Raw genomic sequence first — 26,717 nt, 5'->3', positions numbered from 1 at the left:
ACTTATTTGGTGAAAAATTAGTTTTCCTGTTTGAAGCAAAGCGGGATAATTTCGCCTTTTGCCAAACAGTATTTTTCAACCAATTCTGGTGCAATTTTGTTAGTGTAATCTTCTTCGATAACAATAAATCCAATGCTTCTTAATTTATCGAAATAATCGCGTCCGTAAACACGCACGTGATCGTATTGTCCGAAGATTTTAGCGCGTTCTTTTTGATCTGTAATCGAATCATCTGCAAAAGTAACTTCGCGAGATAAATCCTGTGGAATTTGCAAAATCGCCATTCCGCCAGGTTTTAAAACTCTGTATAATTCCTGCATTGCTTTAGTGTCATCTGGAATGTGTTCTAAAACGTGATTACATAAAATAACGTCATATTCGTTGTCTTTGAAAGGCAAATTACAGATATCTGCTTTTACATCTGCCAAAGGCGAAAGTAAATCGGTTGTCGTATAATCGAGGTTTTTCTGCTTGCGGAATCTTTTGTAAAAAGCTTGTTCTGGAGCAAAATGCAATACTTTTTTAGGCGCTGTAAAAAAATCAGTCTGATCGTTTAAATACAACCAAAGCAAACGGTGTCTCTCTAAAGAAAGCGTACTTGGTGAAAGTACATTGTTACGTTGTTTTCCGTATCCGTAAGGCAAAAACGATTTAAAGCTTTTTCCGTCAATAGGATCTGTAAATTTATCTCCTCTTAAAGAGAAAGCTAAAATGGGACGCGCTACGTAACTCAAACGAATTAATAATGGACGCGGAATTGTATTAAGTACGAATTTAAAAAGTTTCTTCACTGGTTTGATTCGGGTTGTATTAAAGTACTAATGGGATTTTTCTAAATTCGTCTTCTTCGTTGCTTTCGATTCCTAAAGCTTTGTAGATGTATTGGAAAGTCGATAATAATTCTGGTTTTCCATCCACTAAAGCTACGTCGTGCTCAAAGTGTGCACTAGGTTTTCCGTCAGCAGTTAAAATTGTCCAGCCGTCTTTTAGTTGTTTGATGTTTCTCGTCCCCATGTTGATCATCGGTTCGATTGCGACCACCATTCCTTCAACAAAAAGTTTTCCTCTTCCTTTTTTACCATAATTTGGCATTTCTGGTTCTTCGTGCATTTTCTGCCCAACACCATGTCCTACCAATTCACGAACAACTCCATAACCGTGAGCTTCAGTATATTTTTGAATCGCATTTCCAACATCTTCAACGCGATTTCCAGCTTTAAATTCTCTAATTCCAACGTAAAGAGATTCTTTAGTTACCTGAAGAAGTTTTTTAACTTCTGGCGCAACTTCTCCAATTTCGAAACTGTACGCGTGATCTCCGTGGAAACCATTTTTAAAAGCACCACAGTCAACTGAAATTACGTCACCACTTTTAAGAGGAACATTATTAGGAATCCCGTGAACAACCTGAGCATTTGGGCTCATGCAAAGCGAATTCGGGAAGTCGTACAATCCAAGGAAACTTGGAACCGCACCGTGATCACGAATAAATTCTTCGGCTAATTTGTCAAGATATAATGTAGTAACTCCTTCTTTAATTTCAGAAGCAATCATTCCTAATGTTTTTGATACGATTAAAGCACTTTCGCGCATTAATTCGATTTCCTCTCTAGTTTTTTGGATAATCATATTTTTCCCATTTTCAGTTCGCAAAAGTACAATTTTTATCTCATTTTTTGACTAAAAATTTTTAGCCACGAATTCACGAATTAATACAAATCAAAATTATATAAAATTGAATTCCACCAATTTTAATTTTTACAGATGAAAAAGAGAAAATTCTTGAATTTGTGGCGATTAAACAATCGATAGAGTTAAAGCGTTTCAGAAAAAAGGCTTAAATTAGTAGTAAAAACCGTTGTAATCATGGAAACTATTACAGATAAAGATATAGCTAAAGTAAAAGCGCTGCAGAAAATGAAGCGAAATGCTTTGGGACTTTTGGGTGTTGCAGTGTTGTTGTTTTTAATTGCTATTTATTTTAAAATTCCGATGTTGCAGGCTTTCAGTGAAGCGGCAATGGTAGGTGGAATTGCCGATTGGTTTGCTGTTGTAGCGCTTTTTCGTCATCCAATGGGAATTCCGATTTGGCATACAGCCATTATTCCGACCAAGAAAAATGAAATAGGCGAAAATCTTGGAAATTTTGTTTCTGAAGAATTTCTCGACCGCGAAAAATTAGAAGTTAAATTGGACGAATTCAATTTTGCGACTAAAGCTTCGGATTGGCTTTCACAGGAGGAAAATGCCAATAATATTGCCAATTCGGTTGCAGTGAGCGTTATTCCTGGAATTTTAAGAACCATAAAAGATGAAGATGTAAAGCGATTCATTCAAGTCCAGTTTGCAGCAAAAATTGAAGGGATAAATTTTGGAGAATGGGTGGCATTGGCATTAGAACCTTTGCAAAAAGGAGATTTGAAAAATCAGATGCTGACTAATCTGTTGGAGGTTATGAGTTCTGAATTGACGAATAACAAAGATTTAATCAGACAGAAAGTAAAAGCTTCGACTCCATTTCTGAGTTTCGGATTGGCAGATAAAAGCATTACAGAAGGTGTTTTTAATGGCTTGCAAGATTTTTTGAATGAAGCCAAAAAGCCAGAAAGTGCAGTGCGATTAAAAATTGACGAGTATATTTTTAATTTCTTGGAAAAAGTCAAAAACTCCGAAGAAATGCGAATAAAGATCAATAATATGATTTTGGGCTTTGTTGGCAAAAAAGAAGTTCAGGATTATATCAACGGAATTTGGGATGAAATTAAACTTTCCATTACAAACGATTTAAGCCGTGGTGATGATTCTTCAATAAAAAACAATATTGCAGATTTGATTCAAACTTTTGGAAATGGAATCAAGGAAGATGCCGTAATGATCGATAAAATCAACGGATTTATTAAGAACGATTTATTGGAGATGCTTTTAAATAATAAAAAAGTAATTGGGGATTTGATTTCGTCAACCGTAAAAAGTTGGGATGGAAAAGAAGTTTCTGAAAAATTGGAATTAGAAATCGGTAAAGATCTTCAATATATTAGAATCAACGGAACACTAGTTGGTGGATTTATTGGCCTTGTAATTTATGGTGTTGAGCAGTTGTATCATTTGATATTATTTTGATATAGCTATAAAAATAGTCTCGCAAAGTCGCAGAAGCGCAAAGTTTATAAATTACTTTGCGACTTAGCGTCTTTGCGAGATTTTTTTGAGTTCAATTTAAATGAACTTATATTGCTTATATGGTGTAAACTACAAAAGCGAATGGCAAGTCATAGCATTTGGTTGCTGAACGCCCATCAATTCTAAAATTGTTGGAGCAATATCACCTAAAACGCCATTTTGAATGTTTTTCAATTCTTTGTCTACTAAAATAATTGGCACTGGGTTTGTTGTGTGCGCTGTATTTGGGCTTCCGTCAGGATTGATCATCGTTTCACAGTTTCCGTGATCCGCAATTACGATTGTTGTATAACCATTCGCAAGAGCCGCGTCGATCACTTTTTTCGCGCAAGCGTCAACAGCTTCACAAGCTTTAATTGCAGCTTCCATAATTCCAGTATGGCCAACCATGTCTCCATTTGCGAAGTTCAAACACACGAAATCAACTTCACCTTTGTTCAATTCAGGAACAAGAGCATCAGCTAGTTCGTAAGCGCTCATTTCTGGTTGTAAATCGTAAGTTGCTACTTTTGGCGAGTTTCTCAAGATTCTTGATTCGCCTTCAAAAGGAGTTTCTCTTCCTCCAGAGAAGAAGAACGTTACGTGAGGATATTTCTCAGTTTCAGCAATTCTGATTTGTTTTTTGCCAGCTTTTTCTAAAACTTCACCAAGAGTTTCTGTAATATTATCTTTATTGTAAACTACTTTTACGTTTTGGTACGTTTCATCGTAGTTGGTCAATGTTACATAATATAAGTTTAATTTATGCATGTTTTGCTCGTGGAAATCTTGCTGTGAAAGCGCTTCAGTAAGCTCGCGTCCTCTGTCTGTTCTAAAGTTGAAGAAAATTACAACATCGTCTTCAACAATTGTAGCAAGAGGCTTTTCGTTTTCATCAACAATAACAACAGGCTCAATAAATTCGTCTGTTACATCTTTTGAGTAGCTGTCAAGAACACTTGCAACTGCATTTTTAGAAGGAGTTCCAACTCCGTTAACTACCAGGTCGTATGCTAATTTTACACGCTCCCAACGTTTGTCACGATCCATTGCGTAGTAACGTCCAACGATTGAAGCGATTTTAACTGGAGTGTTTTTAATATGATCTTCAAGATCTTGAATGTATTTTGCTCCAGATTTAGGATCAACATCACGTCCGTCTGTAAAAGCGTGAACATAAACTTGATCTAAACCATATTCTTGCGAAGCGTCAATTAAGCCGCGTAAGTGAGAAGTATGTGAGTGAACACCTCCGTCAGAAACTAATCCTAAAAAGTGTACTTTTTTATTGTTTGCTTTAGCATAAGTAAATGCATCAACTAAAACTTGCTCTTTTGCAAGCGTTTTGTTTGCTACAGCTAAATTAATTTTGGCTAAATCTTGATAAACAATTCTTCCAGCTCCAAGGTTCATGTGGCCAACTTCACTGTTTCCCATTTGACCTTCTGGCAAACCAACATTCAGACCATCAGTTCTAAGTTGAGCGCTTGGGTAATTTTTGTAAAGACTGTTTATAAAAGGAACATTTGCATTGTCTATTGCAGATACTTTAGGGTCAGGAGATTTTCCCCAACCATCTAAAATCATAAGGATAACTTTCTTGTTCATTACTTTTTGTTTTCTACAAAGATAAGTCATTTCTAAACTTTGCAAGGGAACAGCGATACATTTATATTTAATAAAATGAAGCGTGTCAAAAAATAATAATTTAATTGCAGAAGCCTTTATTTTTTAAAATTAATTCACGCTAAGCTCTCTTTCTGAGCTTATTTTTGACAGCATTGTAGTCAATAAAATATTTGACACTGATTGAAAAAGCATGTTTTAAAGCGTCATTATTAAGTAAAGCAGTTACGTTGTCCTTATATTGTTTATCGATAATGCGCTCAAAATTATCGGCATTGTTGCGATATAGCACCGAAACCTGACTTCCTGGAGCAAACCACCACGAATACGATAAGTCAGCATTCCAGGAATAAAAGCTTGAATTTTTGTTTTCATCATAATCAGGATAAGGCGTTAAAGTGCCATCTTCCTGAAGTTGTAAAATGTCTTTGTTTTCGGCATAAGACCAATATTGCCTTACCGATAAATTAAACGTCATCGTGCTGTTTAAAGCATATTTTCCGCCTAGCGTATTTGAGTAAGTAACAACATTTCTATTGGCAAAAACAATAGTATTTGGAGTTGCTTCATTGTCATCTGCATCAACGCTATCAATGTATCCTTTGTTGTTGTTTTTTCTGAAAAAACTAAAATAATACGTCAGCAATAATTTGTCGTTAAAACGGTATCTTGGTCCAATATCAATTCCATATGAAGTTCGCCCAGGTTCATCTAGAATCGCAATCGACGGATTCAAGTCAATTGCGAATTTGTGATTGTAATTAGTAGAAACGCTTCCCCAAGCTTCAATTTTTCTCGGAATAATCACATATCTATTGTCGGCTCTTGGTTCATAATAATCATGAGATTCCATAGGATAGACTGTTATTCCGCCACCATAATAATTGTTTTTTACGGTTGTCAGGTTTACGTTTGCATTAATGCTGTTATCTTGTAGCAATCCAGATTCCTTGTTGAATTCGGCATACATATTATAATTGATTCTAAAGCTATTGAAAAGCTTTGTTGGGTTTAGAATTCTATAATTTGCATTTCCATAAAAGTTGTAATAATTCGTGTAAAAATTGATTCCGAGGTCATTCGGGTCATAACCTTTGGTCACAAAGTCAGAACCTACACTATAACGGTATTTTCCGCTAGTTTCTGCAAAACCAATTGTTGTAAAAACACCATTTTTATCTTCTTCCATGTTAATATGGCTGTATTTGGCATTTCCATATAAACTGTAAGTATTTGCTTTTGTGTTTAAATCCCAAGCAAGCCCAGTTACGTTGGCATCTCTGTAATGACCATTTCTCGTCACATTGGTATTAATAAAGGTAACTGATGAATTTTTGCGAAAACGCTGATCAAGCACCAAAACATTATAATTAGTCAGAGGCTCGACAATGACACGACGTGTTTCGTTTGAAATCGTGTCTTTTATTGTAGCAAATGTTTTTTCAGTAACAGCATTCAAAACTCCAATTCCCAATCCTTTTTTTGTTCTTCCAGAAACTTTTAATGCATTAATAAGACTAACGTTTTGAACATTTTCAATGATTTCTTCATTGTCATTTAAGTCTGGATCGATGGATGGGCTTCCGCCAATTCTTCTTGAATAAAAAATATTTCCTTTGTTAAACAAGTCGGTCCCTTCAGTAAAAAAAGCGCGATTTTCATTAAACTGCTGTTCAAACGGACTAAGATTCAAAATTCGGTCATCGTATTTTGTTTGTCCAAAATCGGGAATCAAAATAGCATCAAGTGTGAAAGCATCATTAATTCCGTACTTAATGTCCATTCCGCCTTTCATTGTGCCGTACGTTTTTTGGCCGTCTGCTGCATTTAGATAATAAGAAGCATACGGCAAAAAGAACAATCGAGTAGGAGGTTTGATGTTTTCAATTCCCGCCAATTCTCCATTTTGCTGGGTAAATGTTCCTATTTTGGTATCAATTAAATTCCAAGTATATTTTTTTCGTTCGCGTTTTATTTCTCTAAAAAAGTTGATGCCCCAAGTTTGTTTGTTTTCTGCAGAAAAACGAAGCGCAGCATACGGAAGCTTGATTTCTACAATCCAGCCTTTATCGGTAATTCTGGCTTTGCTCAACCAAACAGCATCCCACGAATAGTCTTCTCCAATGGCATCAGTCATAATGCAATCGCCTTGAACATCTGCCGCTGAAACAAAAAACTCAAAATTTTGTTGGCCGTCATTAAAGCCATTGACAAAAACACCAAAAATATCAGCAGTTCCAAAATTATCGCGCTGAGATATTTCTTTTAAAATTTTGGTGGGTTCGTCGTCATACATCATTGCACCAATATAAATGGCGTCATTGTTATAAAGAACTCTAATTTCGGTTTTTTTGGCTTCGGGAATTTGTTTGCCATTGTCAGGTTCAAACATGATAAAATTAGTTGCAATTGGTGCGTTTTCCCAAGCGTCCTCATCCAGTTTTCCATCAATTGAAATGGATTCTGTGGTGGTTTGAGCCTGTAGCGTTTTTTTCTGGCTATGGCACAAAAAACAGGTTAGAAGAAGACTTAAGAAAACTAAATTTTTCATGAATTTTTTAAAATGGTAAAACTAAAATGGTGTTTGATGCAGTAATAGACATTCTTTTGTTTCGAATGTTACAGTTTCAAAGGCCAAAAATACTATTTAATTGTATTTTTTTTAAGAAAAAGTAAGAAAACATTTAGTTTTTTACCGTAAATAAAAATCTTACAAAAACTTTTGTTTTTTGCTTAAAATGCAAAATTTTTACTATTATTCTGTTAAAGTTTCAGTAAAAAAGCACTGTTTCAGCATGTTGCGTTTAAATCGCTATGAATTTTTTATATTTTTGCCCTACCCAAATTTAAATATTAACCTAAAGAAATTCAATGATTTACAAAATTTATCCCCTGTTTGTGTTTTTCCTGTTGTCTTTTGGTAAAGATTCAAAAAGCACTCCCGAAATTAAAACTGCAACAACAAAAAGCATTGCTAAAGTTGAAAAACTTACGGTCGATGCTAAGATTGAAAGTGTGTACAGTAATTTAAATGCAAATCATTTTCAGTTGCCAGAGCTTAAAACTTTTTCTGAAGCTTTGAAAGGATTTTATCTTTTGAAAGAAAAAGGAATAGTGCAAAAAGATATTTTGACTTTGATTGATTTTAGTTTGTCATCAAACATGAAACGTCTTTGGGTAATTGACTTATCGAGTAATACTATTTTGTTTCAGTCGCTAGTAGCGCACGGAAGAAATACTGGTGAAGAATTTGCATCTTCGTTTTCAAATAATAATTCGTCATTTAAAAGTAGTTTAGGATTTTATGCTACTGGCGAAATTTATCAAGGAAAACACGGCACGTCATTACGTCTTGATGGCTTAGAAAAAGGATTTAACAGCAATGCCCGTGAAAGAGGCGTTGTAATGCATGGCGCTGATTATGTGTCAGAATCATTTATAAAAGCACACAAAAGATTAGGCAGAAGCCAAGGTTGTCCTGCAATTCCTTTTGAATTGCGAGATGAAATAATTGAAGCTATTAAAGGAAAATCGTGTTTGTATATTTATCATCCATCAAGAAATTTCTCAATGGAAGAAAAGCTAATTTCTTAATTTAGCATACAAATCCGAATCTAGATTATAAATATCAGCTCTAAAAATGAGCTGATTTTTTTTGCTCCATGCTGTCCAATACCATTGATATAAAGCATATTTTTTGGTGATTTTGATGCTGGTTGTTTTTTTAGAAGCAATTATGGTGTCGATTTTTATCTTCGAAAAACGTACAGAATCTGCCAAAATATGTTCTGCTAATTCAAGCGGATTTTCAACTCGCACACATCCAGAACTTAATGATCGATTGTTTCTTCCGAAATAATTTCGGTGATTCGTATCATGAAGATAAACACTATGGTGATTCGGAAATAAAATTTTCATTACACCAAGTGAATTGTTGTAGCCAGGACTTTGAATGTATCTGTAGTTATGAGGTTTGTTTTCATTCCATTTATTTGGCTCAACTACATTTCCTGAAGTATCATATATCGTTATGTTTTTATTGGCCAAATAATTTCGATTTCGCTTCATGGCCGGTACAACATCTTCTTTTAGAATAGTAGGCGGAACAGTCCAAGTTGGATTAAAAACTACTGTTCTTAACGTCGAAGTGATTATAGGTGTTTTTCTTTTGCTTGTGCCCACAACAATATTTCTCACCAAGGTTGTGTCTTGATTTTCAACCACATTTAAGCTGTAATCGGGAATGTTGATAATGAAATAGTTTTCAGCAAAATCAGTGGTAAACCATCTCCAACGTTCTAAATTGGCAATAATTTGCTGTTTTCTTTTTTCTTTCGAATAATTTAAAGCGCTTATAGTTCCTTGTCCAATTACACCATCGGCGGCCAAACCGTGGCGTTCTTGAAATCTTTTTACAGATTCAAATGTTTTATTATCATATATTTTCGTAAAACTGCTGTCTTTTCCAGTCATGTCGCCCCAAAATAAAAGCCTTTTTTTGATGTTGATTAAAGCATTGTTTGTGTCTTTTACTGTGATTTTTTCCAATGATTCGATGGTGCCAATGTTATCATCCGGAAAAGTATTAATGATTTCAAGCGCTTTTAAAAGCTCTTTGTAAGTTTCAGATTTTGGTTGGATATTATCGACAATGCTGTCTAATTTGTTTTTGTTGAAGGCTTTAATCAGCACATCGTTTACATCAAGAACTTTTTCATCCAGATCCCAATCAGTATAGATTGTTTTAGGATCTAGTTTTCCTTTGAAAAGATGATTCAGGTATTTTTCAAAATTATAGGTCAGCAAAATATCATAAGTTGCCAAATCAGTATCGCTTAGTGAACTAATTCTTTTTTCGAATTTTAGCAATTGCGAAGCTTTATAATCTTCTGGTTCTAAACCTAGTTTGTCGGCGTTTTCCAGTTGTGATAAGACATAAGTTCGTTTTTTAAGATTGCCCCAAACAGTTTTATTTTCAGATGAATTATAAAACTGTTTAAGGGTCTCACTTTTGTAAGCGCCAATTACAGCGGTATCAATTTCAACCTTTCTTTCATCAGTAAGTATGATTGCTGGTGCCTTTTTTTTGACAACAGGAATGATTTTTGGTTCTTCTTTTTTGCAACCAAAAAACAAGCATATCACTAAAAGAAAGTAAAGTTTTTTCATTTTATAATTTTTTATACATCAAATAATGTTCTCCAACATCCTTAATGTCAAAAGGTTCTCCTAAAACCTCGTAATTCATTTTTTTGTAAAAGCCAACAGCGGCAGTTCGTGCGTTAAACCAAATCAATTCAACTTTGTTTTGATAGCAGTAATTTTCGCAATGTTTGACAAGAGCTTCTCCAAATCCTTTTTTCTGATGCGTATCTAAAACGGCCATTCCGCGAATCTGAGCTTGATTTTTTGCGGCAAATATAGGGTTGATTTGTGAAAATAATGAAATTATTCCTGTTAAATTTTCATTTTCAAATAAACCAAAATGATGTGTAGTGTCTAAATCATCGCCTTCAAAGATGCAACTTTCAATAGGTTTTCCTGCTCTTAAAACAGGTTGACGAACGGCATAAGTCTCTTTTGATGGGATTTCTTTAATAATAGTCATGATTTTTTTTAATTTTTTTCAATTTATAACTTTTTAATTTTAAATGTGTTATAAATTATTGTTGTTTTTTATTGAATTTTTTTGCCCAAAAGCTTGTTTTGAACTTAACTTTCTTTCTATATTTGCACCACCAATGCGAAAGTAGCTCAGTTGGTAGAGCTCCAGCCTTCCAAGCTGGTTGTCGCGAGTTCGAGCCTCGTCTTTCGCTCTAAAATAAATAATTTTAGATTTTGTTTTTTTAGAAATTAAAATTATTTATATTTGCAGCACAAATGCGAAAGTAGCTCAGTTGGTAGAGCTCCAGCCTTCCAAGCTGGTTGTCGCGAGTTCGAGCCTCGTCTTTCGCTCTTCAAAAGCCTCAAACATTGTTTGAGGCTTTTTTGTTTTTATTCTTTCTTATTTTTTTTGAACCATATAAGTTATATAAGAAAATGTAAGTTGTTTTTTGAAGCTTCATTTAAATGAACTTATATAACTTATATGGTTTTGAAAATTATTTCAGATTGCTCAGATCACTTTCGGTTTCCAACTCTACCGGCGTTTCGTTTCGTTTGAACAAACGTGCTGTCAGATTTCCTTTTAAAGTGACTTTTTCTCCTTTTACTTCTAGCCAGCTTCCTTCTCTTAAGCCCAAAACGGGAATGGAATTGAAAGCATGAAATTCTTTAATTCTAGTTTCGCGCGTTTCGCCCATGTGCTTAGACTGCAAATCTGGATCTAAATAATGCGGATTTAAATTAAAAGGAATTAATCCTAAAGTCTGAAAACTTGGCGGATAAATGATAGGCATATCGTTTGTAGTTTGCATTGACAAACCGCAAATATTGCTTCCGGCGCTTGTTCCTAAATAAGGCGTACCATTTTTTACGGTTTCAGAAAGAAGCTGCATGATGTTATTTTTGTAAAGCTGAGTTACCAGCAAAAATGTATTTCCGCCGCCTGTAAATATTCCTTCTGCATTTTTAATTGCATCTTGCACGTCTTCAAATTCGTGAATTCCTTTTACTGAAATGTTAATAGTTGCGAAAGCCTGTGAAACTTTTTGCGTGTACTCGTCATGCGAAATGCCACTTGGGCGTGCATATGGAATAAATAAAATGCTTTTGCAATTTTTAAAATGAGATTGTAAAGTGGGTAATAAATACTCTAAATAACTGCCTTCGTGTAGAGTAGAAGTGCTGGCAATAATGACGCTTTTCATAATTTTTTAAAATCAGATTCTGTACGCTAAAGATATTAAAAACTCTCTTTTTTGTGAAGATTGCAAAGGTTTAATTAACATATTTTTACCAAGTCCTTAATATTAAATTTTGAACACATTAAGATATTTTTACGGCTTTAAGAATAATTTTAATTTTTTATCATTTTGATTAATAAAATTGCTTGTTTTTTGTTGGTGTTTTGCGGGCAGAATGCCATTTCGCAAGTTGAAGAACGAACGGTCATCAATGGGAAAATTGTTTCCAGCTGTGCCGATATGGAAGGAGTTTATGTAGTTAATGCGCAAACAGAGGCAATGACAATGACAGATGCATCGGGTGGTTTTTCTATTTTTGCAAAAGCGGGAGAAACGCTTGTTTTTTCATCAATACAATTTAAAGAAAAAAGAGTTTTATTGACAGGTGACAATTTTTCAGATCTTAATTTTACTGTAAAATTGAGCATGGTGATGCATCAGCTCCAAGAAGTTGTGGTTCGGAATTATAATGGAATTAATGCAGAGTCGTTAGGAATTGTTCCGTACGGACAAAAAACATATACGCAAGCAGAAAGAAGACTTCGTACGGCAACTGGTTTAGATGCGCAAGCTGGCGGAGAAAATGGTATGGCGGGCGGATCGATTTCTGCAGATCCTTTGCTGAATTTCTTCTCAGGAAGAACAGCAATGCTTAAAAAAGAAGCTGAGGTCGAGAAGAAAGAAGCTTTTATGAAGCTTTTGGAAAAAATGTTTACTTTGGAGCATTTTATAAATGTTTTGAAGATTCCGAGTGAATATGTAAAAGGGTTTGAGTATTATGCGGTCGAGAATGATAAGTTTACAATTATTTTGGACTCAAAAAATAAAACTTCCACAGAGTTTTTATTGGCTGAATTGGCAACAAAATATAAAGAAATGATTGCTAGTGAAATCAAATAATACTTTACATATAATCTTTTTTTTGTTGCTGATGCAGTTTGGCTTTGGTCAAAATTTGGTCAGAAAAGAAATGCTTGGGCAAATTTTAGAGCAGTCGACTTCTGTTGATGGCGTAAATATTGTCAATAATACAACACAAGTTTCTACAATTTCAGATGCAAACGGAATGTTTTCTATTGCCGTAAAAGAAGGCGATGTGCTTGTTTTTTCATCTGTAAATTTAGATCCGTTAAAACATAGAATTACTGCCGAAGATTTGAATTTGGATAAGCTTCTGATTAAAATGACTGCCAAAGAAATTGAATTGAAGGAGGTTGTTGTAAATGAAAATCCATATATCACAACCGAAAACCTCGGAATTGTGCCACATGGGCAAAAAACATACACGCCAGCTGAGAGAAAAGTGTATACTGCAACTTCAACTTCGATAGATAAATTACTCAATAAGATTTCTGGCCGAACTACAATGCTAAAAAAAGAAGTTGCTGTAGAAAAGAAGGAAATGCTTTTCAGAAAATTAGAATATCTTTTTGAAGAGAATTATTATACTGAGCGATTGAAAATTCCTGTAGATGATATTAAAGGATTTCAATTATTTTGTGTGGATGATGCTCAATTTGCCGTATCTTTGAATACAAAGAACAAAACAATGAGTATGTTTTTAATCACAGATTTAGCCAGAAAGTATTTAATAATTCTCGAAAATGAAAAATAAATTAGGAATATTCGTTGTTTGCTTGTTTTGTCAAATTGCATTAGGGCAAAACACTAGGTTGTCACTTCATGGACAAGTGGTAAATTCATCATTAACAATTGAAAGCGGGTATGTAATGAACATTAATGCCAACAGCAGAACGTTTATTGGTTCTGGCGGATTGTTTGATATTTTGGCAAGGCCAAAGGATACTTTGGTTTTTACCGGGATGGCATTTCAGTCTAAAAAAATTGTTTTAACAGAAAAAGATTGCGCTGAAATTTTATTTAAAGTTCAATTGGATTTGGTTAACAACCAATTAAAGGAAGTTGTCGTTCATAAAGATTTAAAAGTAAAAACACTAGGAGTTGGCTCACAATCAATTGTCGATATGCAATTTGAAGATGACAAACAGTCAACGGCAAAAAATACAGCAATGTATTCTGATCAAACTATAAAATACGGAACTGATTTTGTCCGAATCTTTAAAGACGTCAAGAAACTTTTGAAGAAAAAAGAAGATGTAAAAGAAGAGGAAATATCAGATATTGCTTTTGTTGCTTATGCAAAAGATAATTTTAAGCCTGATTTTTTTACTAAAACATTAGGGTTGAAAGAAGACGAAATAGATTTGTTCTTAATGTATTGTTCTAATGATCCGGAATCTAAACGACATGTTGATCCAGATCAAAAATTTGAATTGATCGATTTTCTGATCAATAAGAATAAGGAATTTAAAAAATCGAATGTCACTGAAAAATGAAAAAAAGATTGATTTACCCCTTAATTGGGGTTTTATTTTTATTGCTCTCCGCATTTGCCTTCCATAAGTTTTATATGGGTGTTTTTCAGGTGAATTACGCCGCCGAAAAAAAAATGATTCAAATTACATCTCGAATTTTTGTGGATGATTTGAATAACGGAATAGAAAAGAAATACCATAAAAAAACCTTCATTGGTACTGAAAAAGAAACTCCAGAAGATGTTGAGCTTTTGAAAAAGTATCTTGCTGAGAATTTTACCATGAAAGTTAATGGCCAGCCAAAAGTGATTACATTTTTATCTAAAGAAGTTGAATCTGGAGATGTTTTGGTTTGTTATTCAAGAATAAAAGATATTGATAAATTCAAGACGCTCGAAATTTCAAACACGATTTTAGTGGATTGGAATGCTGAACAGCAAAACATTACACATATTTCAGCGTTTGGTACAAAAAAGAGTGTGCTTTTTACAGAATCTTCAAGGAAAGAAGTGTTAAAGTATTAATGGATGGGTGAAATTATCATTTTAATTGTTATTTTCACACCCTGATAAAATTACCATTAAACTTTTATGAAAAAACTTTCGCTATTATTACTTTTTCCTGCGATGTTGGTTGCTCAGGAAAAAGCAAATACCCCACCTGTTCCAAGGCAACAAGGAAAGTATGACACAAACAAATTCAACCAAATGTATGATTTGTTGGCTACTCCAAATATGTTTCGTACTGCATCTGGAGCACCAGGGCCAGCTTATTACCAGCAACAAGCAGATTATAAAATTGATATCGAACTAGACGATAAAAATTCAAAAATAGCAGGATCTGAGGTTATTACATATTCTAACAATTCACCAGATAGTTTAGAATATTTGTGGATTCAATTAGATCAAAATCAAGCGAGAGCAAATACACAAAGTACTTTAGCGGAAAGCGAAAAAATCAATCAAGTATTGCCTCTTGATGGTTTTTCAAGCAAATATTTGAAAAAAGATCTTGAGCGCGGTTTTAATATCGAGCAAGTAAAAGATGCTAAAGGAAATCCAATGTCGTATACCATCAACGAAACAATGATGCGTATTAATTTGGCGACTCCTTTAAAACCAGGTGAAAAAATCTCTTTAGCTATTAAATGGTGGTACAACATCAATAATTACAGAAAAGAAGGCGGACGTTCTGGTTATGAATTATTCGAAAAAGACGGAAATAAATTATATGTAATTGCGCAGTTCTATCCAAGAATGGCAGTTTATAATGATGTTGAAGGATGGCAAAATATGCAATTCTGGGGAAGTGGGGAATTTGCTCTTCCTTTTGGAAACTTCGACGTAAATATTACAGTTCCTGCTGATCACGTAATTGATGCAACAGGAGAATTGATGAACAGAAGCGAAGTTTTTACTGCAGAACAAGTTAAGCGTTACGAACAAGCTCAAAAATCATTTGACAAGCCTGTTGTAATTGTAACTCAAGCTGAAGCTGAAGCTGCTGAAAAAGGGTTTTCTGAAAAGAAAAAAACTTGGAAATTCAGTGCTAAAAATGTTCGTGATTTCGGAATTGCTTCTTCTAGAAAATTCATTTACGATGCAATGGCTGTAAAATTAGGAGGGAAAGTGGTAATGGCAGAATCTGTTTATCCAAAAGAAGCAAATCCGCTTTGGGGAGAAACTTCAACAATGACAGTTGCACATACTTTAAAAAGCTACTCTTCTCATACATTTGATTATCCTTATCCAAAAGCAGTTTCAGTTTCTGCAGAAGATCAAGGTATGGAATACCCAATGATTTGTTGGAACTTTGGTCGTCCTGACGAAAATGGAGTGACAAGCAAAGAAGTTAAAAACGGAATGATTGGTGTTGTTATCCACGAAGTTGGACACACTTTCTTCCCAATGATTGTAAATTCAGATGAGCGTCAATGGACTTGGATGGATGAAGGTTTAAATTCATTTTTAGAATATTTGGCTGAACAAGAATTAGATCCAAATTTCCCTTCAAGACGTGGACCAGCAAAAAATATCGTTCCTTACATGAGCGGTGATCAAAAGTTTTTAGAGCCAATTATGTCTAACTCTGAAACAATTCAGCAATTTGGTAATAATGCTTACGGAAAACCAGCAACAGGTCTTAATATTTTAAGAGAAGTTGTAATGGGAAGAGAATTGTTTGATTACGCTTTTAGAACGTACGCAAACAGATGGAAATTCAAGCACCCAACTCCAGAAGATTTCTTCAGAACTATGGAAGATGCTTCGGCTGTTGATTTGGATTGGTTTTTCAGAGGATGGTTCTATTCAACTGATTTTGTAGATATCGGAATTAAAGATGTAAAACAATATTATGTTTCTGAAACTCCAACTGCTGATCTAAAAGATGTGAAAGTTAGAAAAGGACGTTTTGGTTTAGACAAAGGACCGTTTGTATATTTAGTTTCTGGAGACAATGCTGAGGTTAGCGCATCAAGCAAAAAAGCGTTAAAAGTTGAAGACGTAAAATTATTATCAGATTATGTGAATCAAACTTTTACAGCAGAAGAAAAAACAAGTTTGAAATCGCCTAAATATTTCTACGAAGTTGAATTCAACAAACCAGGAGGTATGATTATGCCAATCTTAGTTGAAATCACTTATGAAGATGGTTCAAAAGATAATTACCAGTACCCAGCACAAATCTGGAGAAAAAATAATGATACTGCGAAAAAAGTTTATGCAACTTCAAAAGCAATTAAAAGTATCCAAATTGATCCAAAATTGATGACTGCTGATATTGATGTGACCAACAACTCTTGGCCAAAAACAGAAGAAAAATCAAAATTTGATTAAGAATAAACTAAAAAAGACTCTGAAAAGAGTCTTTTTTTTTAAGTAAATTTTAAAACTCTACGCATCAAAATTTAATATCTTTGTGACCACACAAAATTTAAAAAGATATGTTCGGTATAGGAGGAGGAGAATTAGTTTTCATACTGTTTATAGTATTAATGCTTTTTGGTTCAGATAAAGTGCCAGAAATTGCTCGTACGATGGGTAAAGCTATGGCGCAATTAAAAAACGCCACCAATGATATTAAAAGCGAGATTCAAAAAGGAGCTGAAGCAAACGGACTTGATACAAAATCTCTTAATAGTATAACAGGCAATATCAACGCTCAAATCAATGAAGCAAAATCGAATATTTTAGGAGATTCAGGAAATCTTTTAGGGGATTCGGGAAATCTTTTAGGAGATACGGCTAAAGAAATTGATCAAGTAAAAGAAGATATTGATTCGCTTTCGGGACCTATAAAACGTCAAATGTAATATGCTTGAAAAAATACAAGAATTAGACACAAATCTTTTTGTGTATCTTAATGGATTAGGTTCTGAAACATACGATAAATTTTGGCTAATCATTACCAGTCAGTTGAATTGGACGCCTTTTTTCCTTTTGCTGTTCTATCTTATTTTTAAAAAGATAGGAGGAAAACAAACCTTGTATTTATTGCTTTTTATAGCAGTTTTGATTGCTTTTACAGATCAGACCTGCAATTTGTTTAAACATACTTTTGAGCGTCTTCGTCCATGTAATAATCCGGAACTTAAATCATTTATCAGAATCGTTCAGGTTCGACAGTCTTATAGTTTTTTCTCTGGACATGCTGCGAATACAATGGCAGTTGCAACCTTCTTGTTTTTGGTTTTGAAAAAACGTTTCAAGTACTTAGGATTCTTGTTTTTATGGCCTCTGGTTTTTGCTTACAGCCGCATTTATTTAGGTCTTCATTATCCAGGTGATATTCTTGCTGGATATTTCTTTGGTGCTCTTTTCGGATCTCTAATTTATTTAGTTTACCGAAAATTAAAACCGCAATATTTCCCAGAGTAAATTTTTAAAGGTGCTGAGGTACTAAGTTTTTTAATTAAATAATTAATCAATTTTTGAATTGCCTCTAGCTTAGCTGGGTTTTTTATAAAAGCTATATTGAAAAGGCTTTAGCCAAAATACAAAGTATTTGGCTAAAGCCTTTTTATATTAAAAGATAAAAACTTAGAATCTTAGCTTCTCAGCATCTTTAAAGTACCCTTGAAACTGTCAGTCCATCACGAATAGGCAGTAAAACCGTTTCAACACGTGGATCATCTTTCAAAAGTTGGTTGTATTCTAAAAGAACTTTTGTGCTTACATCATTCGGGTGTACTGGCTCTAGGATTTTTCCGCTCCACAAAACATTATCAGATAAAATAATACCGCCTTTGTTCATTTTTGGCACAATCATTTCCCAATAATTCAGATAGTTTTCTTTATCGGCATCAATAAAAACGAGATCAAATTTTACATCCAAAGTTGGTATGATATCAATGGCTTCGCCCAAATGCTGAAAAATCTGCCTTCCCCAAGGCGAGGCATCAAAATATTTTCTTTGAAAATCAACTAATTCTTCTTTGATATCAATAGTGTGTAATTGCCCGTTTTCCTGCATTCCTTCGCAAAGACATAAAGCAGCATAGCCAGTATAAGTTCCAATTTCAAGAATGTTTACAGGGCGAATCAGTTTAGAAAGCATACTCAAAACGCGTCCTTGAAAATGACCGCTCAACATTCTTGGCAAAAGAATTTTTTGATAGGTTTCTTTGTTGAGTTTTGCTAGTAATGCCGGTTCGTTTTCAGAATGTTGTTCGATGTAATCTTCTAATTCTTGTGATATAAAATGCATTTGCAGAGTCTTAATAATTTGAAGCAAAAATACAAAATTATAAACTCAATTTTTGGGAATAAAAAAACCATTCGTTTTAGGCGAATGGTTTTGAGTTTGATTTTTAAATGAAATTATTTTTTCAAAGCTTCATTTACTTCTTTTGCTGTTTTTACAGTTCCGTCTTTTGCTGCTTTCGCTGCATTTTCAACTTTTTCAGCCCCTTTTTTAGTGGCATCTTTTACGTCATCTGCAGCTTTTTTAGTTGCATCTTTCACATCGTCAGCAGCCTTTTTAGTTGCATCCTTAACATCCTGAGCCGCACTTTCAGTTTTGCTTACCGCGCTGTCTTTTACTTCTTCAATATCAGTAGTTAGAGAGTCAACTTTGTTTCCAAGAGTTAATTCGTCATCTGCAGGTTTTGGGTCTTTATTCCCGCATGATTGTACACCGAATGCTAATAAAGCAACAACAGCTAAGCTTAAAATTTGTTTTTTCATAATGAATTGTCTTTTTAGGTTTATTAAAATAATAAAGGTTATATCGTCGAAAACATAAAATTACAAATTTTAAAATTAGTGCGCGCTTTGTAAGATTATTTTTCCTTAAATGTGCAAGACAATTCTTGTGCCAAAATTTTCTATTAGAATGAAAGCCGATTTACTTTATGATTTTTTTAAGTATTTTTTTTCAAATCACTTTGTATTTATTTGATTACCAAAACATTTTCATTTCGTGCAAAATCAGTTAGGGTAATATTGAAAAGAACAGTTATTTCCTTGCCAGCGCGCACTACTCCAAGAGCTGCTGATGGAGGCGTCATTTCAAAATCAGTAAAAGTCATTTTGTTTGTGCCTTGCAGTACAAAAGTGTCGTTGTCATTTGTTGTTGCTCTTACTTGCGTTTTAAAGTCTTTATTTACGCCTGCAATGGTATAAGTTCCAGTGAAAATCCAAGTTGTTTCATTTACTTTTTCAGCTGATTTTAAAGTATATTTTATGTTTTTATGTGTTTTGGTATCTAAACATTCATAAGCGACATCATCCATGCTGGTTTTGCTGCTTTTTATGCTTTCAGCTGGCAATGTAATCGTTAGGTTTTTAATGTCGACAAGTTTTGAATCGGTAATAGTAAAAACAGCGCTTCCGGTACCATCTGAAGATCGCATTACCCAATCATGTATATTAGAAGTTCCTGCAACCTCAAAAGTTGATTTTGTGAGAGAATATCTTTTTTGTGCGTTTGCTTGTAGAGCTAATGTAATTACTACGGCTAATAAAATTGATTTGATCGTTTTCATTTGAATGTGGTATTTAGTTAAACTAGATAGTTTATGATTCCTATCTTTTTCTTGATTCAAAGGTATTGTGAACAAATCGCACAGGAACTGATAAAAATCATGGTTAAGATTTTATTAAAATCATATAATAAAAAGGATTCTCATATCGATATAATTGTTTTTATGATGCAATCAATTGGTTTTTTAAAGATTGTACGGTGGTTTATAACATTAGAAATGAACAAATAACTTAACTTTGCAGCATGCAAATCGAGAAAAAAGACATAAGAGCCTTATCAAAAGAACAATTGCGTGATTTTTTTGTGGCAAATAATGACAAAGCTTTCCGCGGAAATCAAGTTTATGAGTGGCTGTGGAGCAAAGGTGCACATAGTTTTGAAGACATGACGAATGTTGCCAAAACAACGCGCACTATGCTTGAAGAGAATTTTGTAATCAATCACATCAAGGTCGATACCATGCAGCGTAGTAGCGACGGAACGGTTAAAAATGCTGTCCGATTGCATGATGGCTTGGTGGTAGAATCGGTTTTGATTCCGACAGAAACTAGAACTACAGCTTGTGTTTCTAGCCAAGTAGGTTGCAGTTTAGATTGTAATTTTTGTGCCACAGCGAGATTGAAACGCATGAGAAATCTGGAGCCTGGCGAAATCTACGATCAGATTTTGGCAATTGATAAAGAAAGCCGTTTGTATTACAATCATCCGCTTTCGAATATTGTTTTTATGGGAATGGGAGAGCCTTTAATGAATTACAATAATGTCATTAAAGCGATTGATATGGTCACTTCTTCTGAAGGTTTAGGAATGTCACCAAAACGCATTATGGTTTCGACTTCTGGAATTCCGAAAATGATCAAAAAAATGGCCGATGATGACGTGAAATTCAAATTGGCAGTTTCCCTGCATTCTGCAATTGATGAAACGCGTGCGAAGATTATGCCCTTCAGTAAAAATTTCCCTTTGAAGGATTTGCGTGAAGCATTGGAATATTGGTACAGAAAAACAAAAAGCAAAGTCTCATACGAATATGTAGTTTGGAAAGGAATAAACGATGATAAAGCTTCAGTTGATGCATTGGTCAAATTCTGCAAATATGTGCCTTGTAAAGTCAATTTAATTGAATACAATCCTATTGACGATGGAGAATTCCAACAAGCTTCAGAAGAGTCTATTATGGCTTACATAAAAGCGTTGGAAAATATTGGAGTAGTAGTAAAAGTAAGACGCAGCCGCGGAAAAGATATTGACGCTGCTTGTGGACAATTGGCAAATAAAGAAGCTTAATTTTTATATTTCAAAAAACAAAAAAGCATTAAAAACGAGAAATCTTGTTTTTAATGCTTTTTTTTGGGCAAAAAGGATTCTTATTTTTTCAAATCAACTTCTTCTGTTACGCCGTCTTTTGTAATTGTTGCAAGTGTATCACATGTTCCGTCGCCGTAATCAACAACAGCCGTAGCTCCGTTTTTGGTTACAGACAATACTCCTTTTACAGGAACAGATCTTTTGCATGATGCTTTAAATTGTAATGGAGTTGTAATTTCAGCAGAGAAAGTATCTCCGTTAGGGAAAGTAGTTGTACCGCTTCCAGTTACTAAATATGCATTGTCATCCCAGTTGAACCAAGTGTCAAAACCTTCAACTTGTTCTTTAACCAGTGTGCCTTTTCGAGTATAAACGCCTCCGTCATCAAAAGTGATTGTCATATCGATTGCTGCTGTAAAAACAGGATGTGCAGTTGCAAGCAAATCGGTTGCTTTTACAGTTCGCACTATGCTTTTGCTTCCTTGAAGTTTTTTTCCATTGTGATAAAATCCATCAAAAGTATAACTAATTGTTTGTGTGGATGAGGCAAAATCATTGGAGAAAGAAATAACCATTTTTCCTTTTACCGTATTTCCGTTTTCAAGCGTACAGCCGTCTACGCCAAAATCGACAGTTCTTGTCCAGGTGTTATTAGTTAATACTGTTGTTATCGTAGCACAACTCGGAAGGAAATTTTTTACCGGTCCGCTTGGTTTTGAAGTTACGTTTTGTTGTGCGCTAAATTGATCTTCGGCAATATTTGTTACATCATCAATTGAGGCATCAATTTTTGAATTTTTGATGATTTCATCTTTTGTAATTGCCGAAGATGATGATCCGTCATTTGTTTTTTCGTCAGAGTTACAGCTGGCAAAAAAAGATAAAGCGACTAATGTTCCAATAAAGAAAATTTTTGTTTTCATAATAAATTAGTTTTACGTGATTTTAATTAATTGAATTCAAATTAGGCTTTAAATAAATTTGGTGTTTTTTGGTGTGAATTTATATTAGTGTACAAATTGTTGATATACTAACATAAAATTGATAACGTTTTTTTATTTAAAATAGTATATTTGGAATCGAAATGAATATTACTTCCCAAATAAAACAGCCCATTTTTAACGAGATGGAACTTTTTGAAAAAAAGTTCCATGAATCGATGACTTCAAAGGTTGCATTGCTAAACCGAATTACATACTATATCGTAAATCGAAAAGGAAAACAAATGCGCCCAATGTTTGTCTTCTTGACGGCAAAAATGGTTTCTGGAGGGACTGTAAATGAAAGAACTTATAGAGGAGCTTCGGTAATCGAATTGATTCATACCGCAACTTTAGTTCACGATGATGTGGTCGACGACAGTAATCGCCGTCGCGGATTTTTCTCTATCAATGCACTTTGGAAAAACAAAATTGCCGTTTTAGTTGGAGATTATTTGCTTTCAAAAGGATTGTTGTTGTCCATCGATAATGGTGATTTTGATTTACTCCGAATCATTTCTGTAGCCGTTCGCGAAATGAGCGAAGGGGAATTGCTTCAAATCGAAAAAGCCCGAAGACTTGATATTACTGAAGATGTTTATTACGAAATCATTCGAAAGAAAACGGCAACGCTTATCGCAGCGTGTTGTGCGCTTGGCGCGAAAGCTGTAATTGAAGATGATGCTCAGGTTGAAAACATGCGTAAATTCGGTGAATTGATAGGAATGGCTTTTCAAATCAAAGACGATTTATTCGATTATAGCGAAGAAGCCATCGGAAAACCTACCGGAATAGATATTAAAGAGCAAAAAATGACTTTGCCTTTAATTCACGTTTTGAATACTTGCACACCACAAGAAAAAAAGTGGCTGATCAATTCCATCAAAAACCATAACAAAGACAAAAAACGCGTAAAAGAAGTGATTGCCTTTGTAAAAAATAATAATGGTTTGGCTTACGCCGAAAACAAAATGGTCGAGTTTCAGCAGGAAGCACTTTCTTTACTTCAAAACTTCGAAGATTCGGAATACAAAGACGCTTTGACTTTGATGGTGAATTATGTTATTGAAAGAAAAAAATAATTTTTTTAATTAGAGAATTAGAAAATTTGTCAATTAGATGATTGACCAACTATAAAATAAAAAACCTCTTTTAAAATTTTAAAAGAGGTTTTCATTTATAATAAAGCAAATTTTATTCTGCTGGTTCGATTTCTGTTTCAGGTTGTGGCTTTTTCTTAAATTCATCAATTAATCCCAAAAGCATTAATAAGGCAAATACTCCCCAGCCAATTGCCCAATATAAACTACTGTTTGAGGTGTTTTTTTCTTTTTCTAAATCTAATTCGGCTTGAGGATTGTGCAAGTTAAAGTTTGGATCATCTTTTAAATAATAAATTTTTAAAATGTTTGATTTTGGCAAATCAGTGCTAAAAGAATGCTCTCCTTCATATTTGTTTCCCTCCACTTCAAAATGGTATCTGAATTTATAAGTGTTTACCGGTATTCCAGCAATTTTCACCGTAGTTTGTTTGTATTCCGGATATAATTCGGCTTCTGCTGTAGACTTGTCAAAAATCATTTTTTCATAATTGGAAATGGCTTTGTTATCTCCTCCTTTAATGTATTCAGATGTACATTGTTTACAGCATGCAATTGCAACAAGAAGGACTATAATTCCTCCAATTTTGTCTTTTAAGCTCTTCATTTAAATTAGATTTAGGGTTGTTTTTGGTAAATTTTCGAACTTAAATATAATAGTTTTAGTACGTAAATGAATATTAATTTAAATAATTGTTGAAATAACGCTTTTAAGCTTTGCTTGCACATGTTTGCACATATCGAGAAGAATTTTGTTTAAGTTTACATGGAATAAATTCCAAGAGATTCAGCTTGGAATTTAAAATTTGAAAATTTTTGGATTTTTTTTCACTCCCATGCAACCATTTCAAATCGACAATCGTCTATGCTAATAGAAGTCTGTTTCTAAAACCAAAACCGAACGCTTATAAATGAAAATTATTCCGTTACATCAAGAAGAAACCAAAATCATAAAGCTGGCTGTCGAAAACAATCGTCAGGCGCAGCAGCAGATTTATGGCAAGTTTTCTTCAAAAATGTTAAGCGTATGCCGACAATATATAAAGGACATTCAGCTTGCGGAAGATGTAATGATAACTGCTTTCATGAAAGTGTTCACCAATTTAAACAAGTTTGAGCACAAAGGAAGTTTTGAAGGCTGGATCCGCCGAATAATGGTTAATGAATGTATTTCTTATTTAAGAGTTCAGAAAAAAGTAAAGTTTGCCGAAGATGAATTTTTTACAGAAGAAAGTTTCAACGAAATCGACAGTCAATTTACAGTAGAACAGATTCAGTTTTTAATCGACGCTTTGCCAGACGGCTATAAAATGGTTTTCAATTTATATGCAATCGAAGGATACAAACACAATGAAATTGCCAAGATGTTAGGAATTAATGAAGGAACATCAAAATCGCAATTATCGCACGCTAGAAAAATGCTGCAAACACAAATTACTATTTTAAAAAAACAAGATAATGGAACCGAATAATTTTGAAAAGGATTTCCGTGAAAAACTAAATCAGCGTGAAATTGAGCCAAGCAACAAAGCTTGGGATCGATTAGATGCGATGTTGAGTGTTGCAGAAGAGAAGAAAACAATCCAACTGACATCAGAAAAAAAATCGAGTAAAAAATGGTTATACATCGCGGCGAGCGTTGTTGGATTTTTATTGGTTGGAACTTTCTTTTTTAACCAAAAAGAAAATGCAGTTGAAGCGCCTACAAATTCAGTCGTGGTAAAAGATGCTCAAAAAGATTCGGTTGAAAAACCAATTTTAAATAACATAGACGCTTCAAAAACTGAAATTGCAGTTTCAGAAAATCAATCAAAAGAAAGTTTGAATCAAACAGCAAAAATCAATAATCAGAAAGTAGATAAAATCAGTAAAAATGTATCAAATCAAATAGCGGAGTCTTCAATCATCATCAAAAACAATCAAGAAAAACAATCAAACAACAATCAAACTGCAGTTGCCGAAACCTCTAAAAAAGAAAGCGTAGATCAATTATTAGAAACGGCAGAAAATAAAGTGGTAGCTGAAAATTCTGCTAAGCCAAAAGCAAAAATTAAAGTCAATGCAAACGATTTGCTGAATCAAGTCGACGGCGAATTGGAAGAATCCTTTCGAGAAAAAGTAATCACAAAAGTCAATAAAAATTACCAAAGTGTAAAAGTGGCTTTAGCAAACAGAAATCAACAAGAATAAAACAATTAACTATTAATTATCAATTAAAATAATCATCATCAATCACAATCAATTTAAAAAATCAATCATGAAAAATTTTACCATTCATCTCGTAATTTTAATCTTTTTATTTGTCAGCAAGGTTTTCAGTCAGGAGACTTTCGAATCAAAAGCGAAGAAAATTGCCAATAAAATAGAAAAGGTTACTAAAGAAGAAAAAGAAACCTTAAAACAAGAAGTGGAAGCCGTGAACGTGCAATTGTCTGAAGGGAAAATTACACAAGAACAAGCGGATAAACGCAAAAAAGAATTGGCAGAAGCCAGAGCTGTAATTATTGAAGAAAAAGTGACTTTGGCACAAAATGAGCTCAATGATTTGGTACAACAAAAAGTAGACGGAAAACTGAAAGAACAAGATACTACAAAAAAAAGCAAGATTGTTATTTACTGGGATAAAAACGACTGGAACCACAATAAACGCAAGGATTCTATTCGTGGAGAAAAAAGAACTACTTCGCAATTTGTTTTTGCAATGGGTTTGAATAATATGATGGTTGACGGAAAATATCAGGATTCAAATTACAGTTTTATAGGTTCGCATTTTTATGAGTGGGGATTTACATATAATTCAAGATTAATGAAAAATGATAATTTGCTTCATGCGAAATACGGACTTTCATTAATGTACAATAATATTCGCCCGACAGACAACCGTTATTTTGTAGTAAACGGCGACCAGACAAATCTTGAAACCAGCGCTGTAAATTTAACAGAATCACGTTTTAGAAATGTGTATTTGGTAGCGCCAGTCCATTTGGAATTTGATTTTACAAGGCCAACAGTAAAAGATGGAAAAACGTATTTCAAAACACATAAAAGTTTCCGTTTTGGAATTGGAGGTTACGCTGGAATAAACGTAAAATCAAAACAAATTTTGAAATTCGAAGAAGACGATTTGAAATATAAAAGCAAAGCAAAAGGCGAATACAATGTAAATAATTTCATGTATGGCGTGAGTTCATATATTGGATATAGAGAATTAAGCTTGTATGTAAAATACGATTTGAATCCGTTGTTTCAGGACAATTTAGTTAAGGAAAACAATATTTCAATGGGATTGAGATTAGATTTGAATTAAGTATGACTTGAGTTTAGTTAGTAGAAAAAGTGCTTCGAGAGAGGCACTTTTTTTAGTTTAAAAGAACAAAT

General features: G+C 33.9%; 26 protein-coding genes and 2 tRNA genes. 16 read left to right on the top strand and 12 right to left on the bottom strand.

Annotated features, from left to right (window positions below; translation table 11 throughout):
- Positions 1–17: 17 nt before the first annotated feature.
- Together AAYQ19_RS16940 and map are read right to left on the bottom strand one after the other, a co-directional pair.
- Positions 18–791 carry a class I SAM-dependent methyltransferase gene (locus AAYQ19_RS16940; protein WP_343537849.1) on the bottom strand — a complete coding sequence of 258 codons (774 nt, stop codon included), beginning with the start codon at positions 789–791 and terminating at the stop codon, positions 18–20.
- A 19-nt stretch (positions 792–810) separates the two neighbouring features.
- A complete protein-coding gene (gene map / locus AAYQ19_RS16935) occupies positions 811–1,629 on the bottom strand; it encodes a type I methionyl aminopeptidase (protein WP_343537847.1) in 819 nt (272 codons plus the stop codon).
- 237 nt (positions 1,630–1,866) lie between these two features.
- On the opposite strand from map, the gene AAYQ19_RS16930 reads away from it, so the two are divergent.
- Positions 1,867–3,120 (top strand): DUF445 domain-containing protein, encoded by a 1,254-nt coding sequence (locus AAYQ19_RS16930; RefSeq protein ID WP_343537845.1) that lies wholly within the window; start codon positions 1,867–1,869, stop codon positions 3,118–3,120.
- A 129-nt stretch (positions 3,121–3,249) separates the two neighbouring features.
- On the opposite strand, the gene gpmI is transcribed toward AAYQ19_RS16930, so the two are convergent.
- Complete coding sequence (gene gpmI / locus AAYQ19_RS16925) at positions 3,250–4,767, bottom strand: 2,3-bisphosphoglycerate-independent phosphoglycerate mutase (protein ID WP_343537844.1); 1,518 nt, start codon at positions 4,765–4,767, stop codon at positions 3,250–3,252.
- Between the two features lie 139 nt (positions 4,768–4,906).
- Positions 4,907–7,336 carry a DUF5916 domain-containing protein gene (locus AAYQ19_RS16920; RefSeq protein WP_343537843.1) on the bottom strand — a complete coding sequence of 810 codons (2,430 nt, stop codon included), beginning with the start codon at positions 7,334–7,336 and terminating at the stop codon, positions 4,907–4,909.
- A 320-nt stretch (positions 7,337–7,656) separates the two neighbouring features.
- Here AAYQ19_RS16920 and AAYQ19_RS16915 point away from each other — a divergent pair, with 320 nt between their 5' ends.
- Positions 7,657–8,379 carry a murein L,D-transpeptidase catalytic domain family protein gene (locus tag AAYQ19_RS16915; RefSeq protein WP_343537841.1) on the top strand — a complete coding sequence of 241 codons (723 nt, stop codon included), beginning with the start codon at positions 7,657–7,659 and terminating at the stop codon, positions 8,377–8,379.
- Here AAYQ19_RS16915 and AAYQ19_RS16910 read toward each other — a convergent pair.
- Both AAYQ19_RS16910 and AAYQ19_RS16905 read right to left on the bottom strand, forming a co-directional pair.
- Positions 8,368–9,954, bottom strand: a complete 1,587-nt coding sequence (locus AAYQ19_RS16910) for a L,D-transpeptidase family protein (protein WP_343537839.1) — start codon at positions 9,952–9,954, stop codon at positions 8,368–8,370. The two genes, AAYQ19_RS16915 and AAYQ19_RS16910, sit on opposite strands and share 12 nt — an antisense overlap.
- A 1-nt stretch (position 9,955) precedes the next feature.
- Positions 9,956–10,393 (bottom strand): GNAT family N-acetyltransferase, encoded by a 438-nt coding sequence (locus tag AAYQ19_RS16905; RefSeq protein WP_343537838.1) that lies wholly within the window; start codon positions 10,391–10,393, stop codon positions 9,956–9,958.
- 135 nt (positions 10,394–10,528) lie between these two features.
- On the opposite strand from AAYQ19_RS16905, the gene AAYQ19_RS16900 reads away from it, so the two are divergent.
- Together AAYQ19_RS16900 and AAYQ19_RS16895 are read left to right on the top strand one after the other, a co-directional pair.
- Positions 10,529–10,601: transfer RNA gene (locus tag AAYQ19_RS16900), tRNA-Gly, on the top strand.
- Positions 10,602–10,667: 66 nt separating this feature from the next.
- A tRNA-Gly gene (locus tag AAYQ19_RS16895) sits at positions 10,668–10,740 on the top strand.
- A gap of 146 nt (positions 10,741–10,886) precedes the next feature.
- Here the strand turns inward: AAYQ19_RS16895 and pepE are convergent.
- Entirely contained in the window at positions 10,887–11,594 is a 708-nt protein-coding gene (pepE, locus tag AAYQ19_RS16890; protein WP_343537836.1) for a dipeptidase PepE, read from the bottom strand.
- Between the two features lie 165 nt (positions 11,595–11,759).
- On the opposite strand from pepE, the gene AAYQ19_RS16885 reads away from it, so the two are divergent.
- The 7 genes from AAYQ19_RS16885 to AAYQ19_RS16855 all read left to right on the top strand — a co-directional run bounded on the left by AAYQ19_RS16885 (position 11,760) and on the right by AAYQ19_RS16855 (position 17,844).
- Positions 11,760–12,530, top strand: coding sequence for a carboxypeptidase-like regulatory domain-containing protein (locus AAYQ19_RS16885; protein ID WP_343537834.1), 771 nt, complete (start codon positions 11,760–11,762; stop codon positions 12,528–12,530).
- A gap of 70 nt (positions 12,531–12,600) precedes the next feature.
- Complete coding sequence (locus tag AAYQ19_RS16880) at positions 12,601–13,245, top strand: carboxypeptidase-like regulatory domain-containing protein (RefSeq protein ID WP_343537832.1); 645 nt, start codon at positions 12,601–12,603, stop codon at positions 13,243–13,245.
- A complete protein-coding gene (gene bamP, locus AAYQ19_RS16875; protein WP_343537830.1) occupies positions 13,235–13,987 on the top strand; it encodes a BamP family beta-barrel-assembly machinery protein in 753 nt (250 codons plus the stop codon). Before AAYQ19_RS16880 ends, bamP begins: the two co-directional genes overlap by 11 nt.
- Complete coding sequence (locus tag AAYQ19_RS16870) at positions 13,984–14,490, top strand: DUF6702 family protein (RefSeq protein ID WP_132989385.1); 507 nt, start codon at positions 13,984–13,986, stop codon at positions 14,488–14,490. Before bamP ends, AAYQ19_RS16870 begins: the two co-directional genes overlap by 4 nt.
- A gap of 66 nt (positions 14,491–14,556) precedes the next feature.
- Positions 14,557–16,803: a M1 family metallopeptidase gene (locus tag AAYQ19_RS16865; RefSeq protein WP_343537828.1), complete on the top strand. Its 2,247-nt coding sequence runs from the start codon at positions 14,557–14,559 to the stop codon at positions 16,801–16,803.
- A gap of 107 nt (positions 16,804–16,910) precedes the next feature.
- The gene (locus AAYQ19_RS16860) at positions 16,911–17,279 is read left to right on the top strand and encodes a Sec-independent protein translocase subunit TatA/TatB (protein WP_343537826.1); all 369 of its coding nucleotides are present in this window, start codon (positions 16,911–16,913) and stop codon (positions 17,277–17,279) included.
- Between the two features lies 1 nt (position 17,280).
- Positions 17,281–17,844 carry a phosphatase PAP2 family protein gene (locus tag AAYQ19_RS16855; protein ID WP_343537824.1) on the top strand — a complete coding sequence of 188 codons (564 nt, stop codon included), beginning with the start codon at positions 17,281–17,283 and terminating at the stop codon, positions 17,842–17,844.
- A gap of 187 nt (positions 17,845–18,031) precedes the next feature.
- Here AAYQ19_RS16855 and AAYQ19_RS16850 read toward each other — a convergent pair whose 3' ends face one another.
- From AAYQ19_RS16850 to AAYQ19_RS16840, 3 genes are all read right to left on the bottom strand, one after another.
- Positions 18,032–18,673 (bottom strand): O-methyltransferase, encoded by a 642-nt coding sequence (locus AAYQ19_RS16850; RefSeq protein ID WP_343537822.1) that lies wholly within the window; start codon positions 18,671–18,673, stop codon positions 18,032–18,034.
- A 113-nt stretch (positions 18,674–18,786) separates the two neighbouring features.
- Positions 18,787–19,152, bottom strand: coding sequence for a hypothetical protein (locus AAYQ19_RS16845; RefSeq protein WP_343537820.1), 366 nt, complete (start codon positions 19,150–19,152; stop codon positions 18,787–18,789).
- Between the two features lie 206 nt (positions 19,153–19,358).
- Positions 19,359–19,952 (bottom strand): YceI family protein, encoded by a 594-nt coding sequence (locus AAYQ19_RS16840; RefSeq protein ID WP_343537818.1) that lies wholly within the window; start codon positions 19,950–19,952, stop codon positions 19,359–19,361.
- A gap of 242 nt (positions 19,953–20,194) precedes the next feature.
- Here AAYQ19_RS16840 and rlmN point away from each other — a divergent pair, with 242 nt between their 5' ends.
- The gene (gene rlmN, locus AAYQ19_RS16835; RefSeq protein WP_343537816.1) at positions 20,195–21,238 is read left to right on the top strand and encodes a dual-specificity RNA methyltransferase RlmN; all 1,044 of its coding nucleotides are present in this window, start codon (positions 20,195–20,197) and stop codon (positions 21,236–21,238) included.
- Between the two features lie 80 nt (positions 21,239–21,318).
- Here the strand turns inward: rlmN and AAYQ19_RS16830 are convergent, their stop codons facing one another.
- Positions 21,319–22,182, bottom strand: coding sequence for a hypothetical protein (locus AAYQ19_RS16830; protein WP_343537814.1), 864 nt, complete (start codon positions 22,180–22,182; stop codon positions 21,319–21,321).
- A 161-nt stretch (positions 22,183–22,343) separates the two neighbouring features.
- Here AAYQ19_RS16830 and AAYQ19_RS16825 point away from each other — a divergent pair, with 161 nt between their 5' ends.
- Positions 22,344–23,321, top strand: a complete 978-nt coding sequence (locus tag AAYQ19_RS16825; protein ID WP_343537813.1) for a polyprenyl synthetase family protein — start codon at positions 22,344–22,346, stop codon at positions 23,319–23,321.
- Positions 23,322–23,433: 112 nt separating this feature from the next.
- On the opposite strand, the gene AAYQ19_RS16820 is transcribed toward AAYQ19_RS16825, so the two are convergent.
- Positions 23,434–23,946, bottom strand: a complete 513-nt coding sequence (locus tag AAYQ19_RS16820; protein WP_343537812.1) for a hypothetical protein — start codon at positions 23,944–23,946, stop codon at positions 23,434–23,436.
- A 304-nt stretch (positions 23,947–24,250) separates the two neighbouring features.
- Between AAYQ19_RS16820 and AAYQ19_RS16815 the strand changes: the two genes are divergently transcribed.
- The 3 genes from AAYQ19_RS16815 (at position 24,251) to AAYQ19_RS16805 (ending at position 26,646) form a co-directional block, all read left to right on the top strand.
- Positions 24,251–24,811 carry an RNA polymerase sigma factor gene (locus tag AAYQ19_RS16815; RefSeq protein WP_343537811.1) on the top strand — a complete coding sequence of 187 codons (561 nt, stop codon included), beginning with the start codon at positions 24,251–24,253 and terminating at the stop codon, positions 24,809–24,811.
- A complete protein-coding gene (locus AAYQ19_RS16810) occupies positions 24,798–25,529 on the top strand; it encodes a hypothetical protein (protein ID WP_343537810.1) in 732 nt (243 codons plus the stop codon). Before AAYQ19_RS16815 ends, AAYQ19_RS16810 begins: the two co-directional genes overlap by 14 nt.
- A 67-nt stretch (positions 25,530–25,596) precedes the next feature.
- Positions 25,597–26,646, top strand: coding sequence for a coiled-coil domain-containing protein (locus AAYQ19_RS16805; RefSeq protein ID WP_343537809.1), 1,050 nt, complete (start codon positions 25,597–25,599; stop codon positions 26,644–26,646).
- Positions 26,647–26,717: the final 71 nt, after the last annotated feature.

The organism is Flavobacterium mesophilum, from assembly GCF_039581405.1.
In the GTDB taxonomy this organism is placed as follows: domain Bacteria; phylum Bacteroidota; class Bacteroidia; order Flavobacteriales; family Flavobacteriaceae; genus Flavobacterium.
This window is presented reverse-complemented; position numbering and strand designations above follow the sequence as displayed.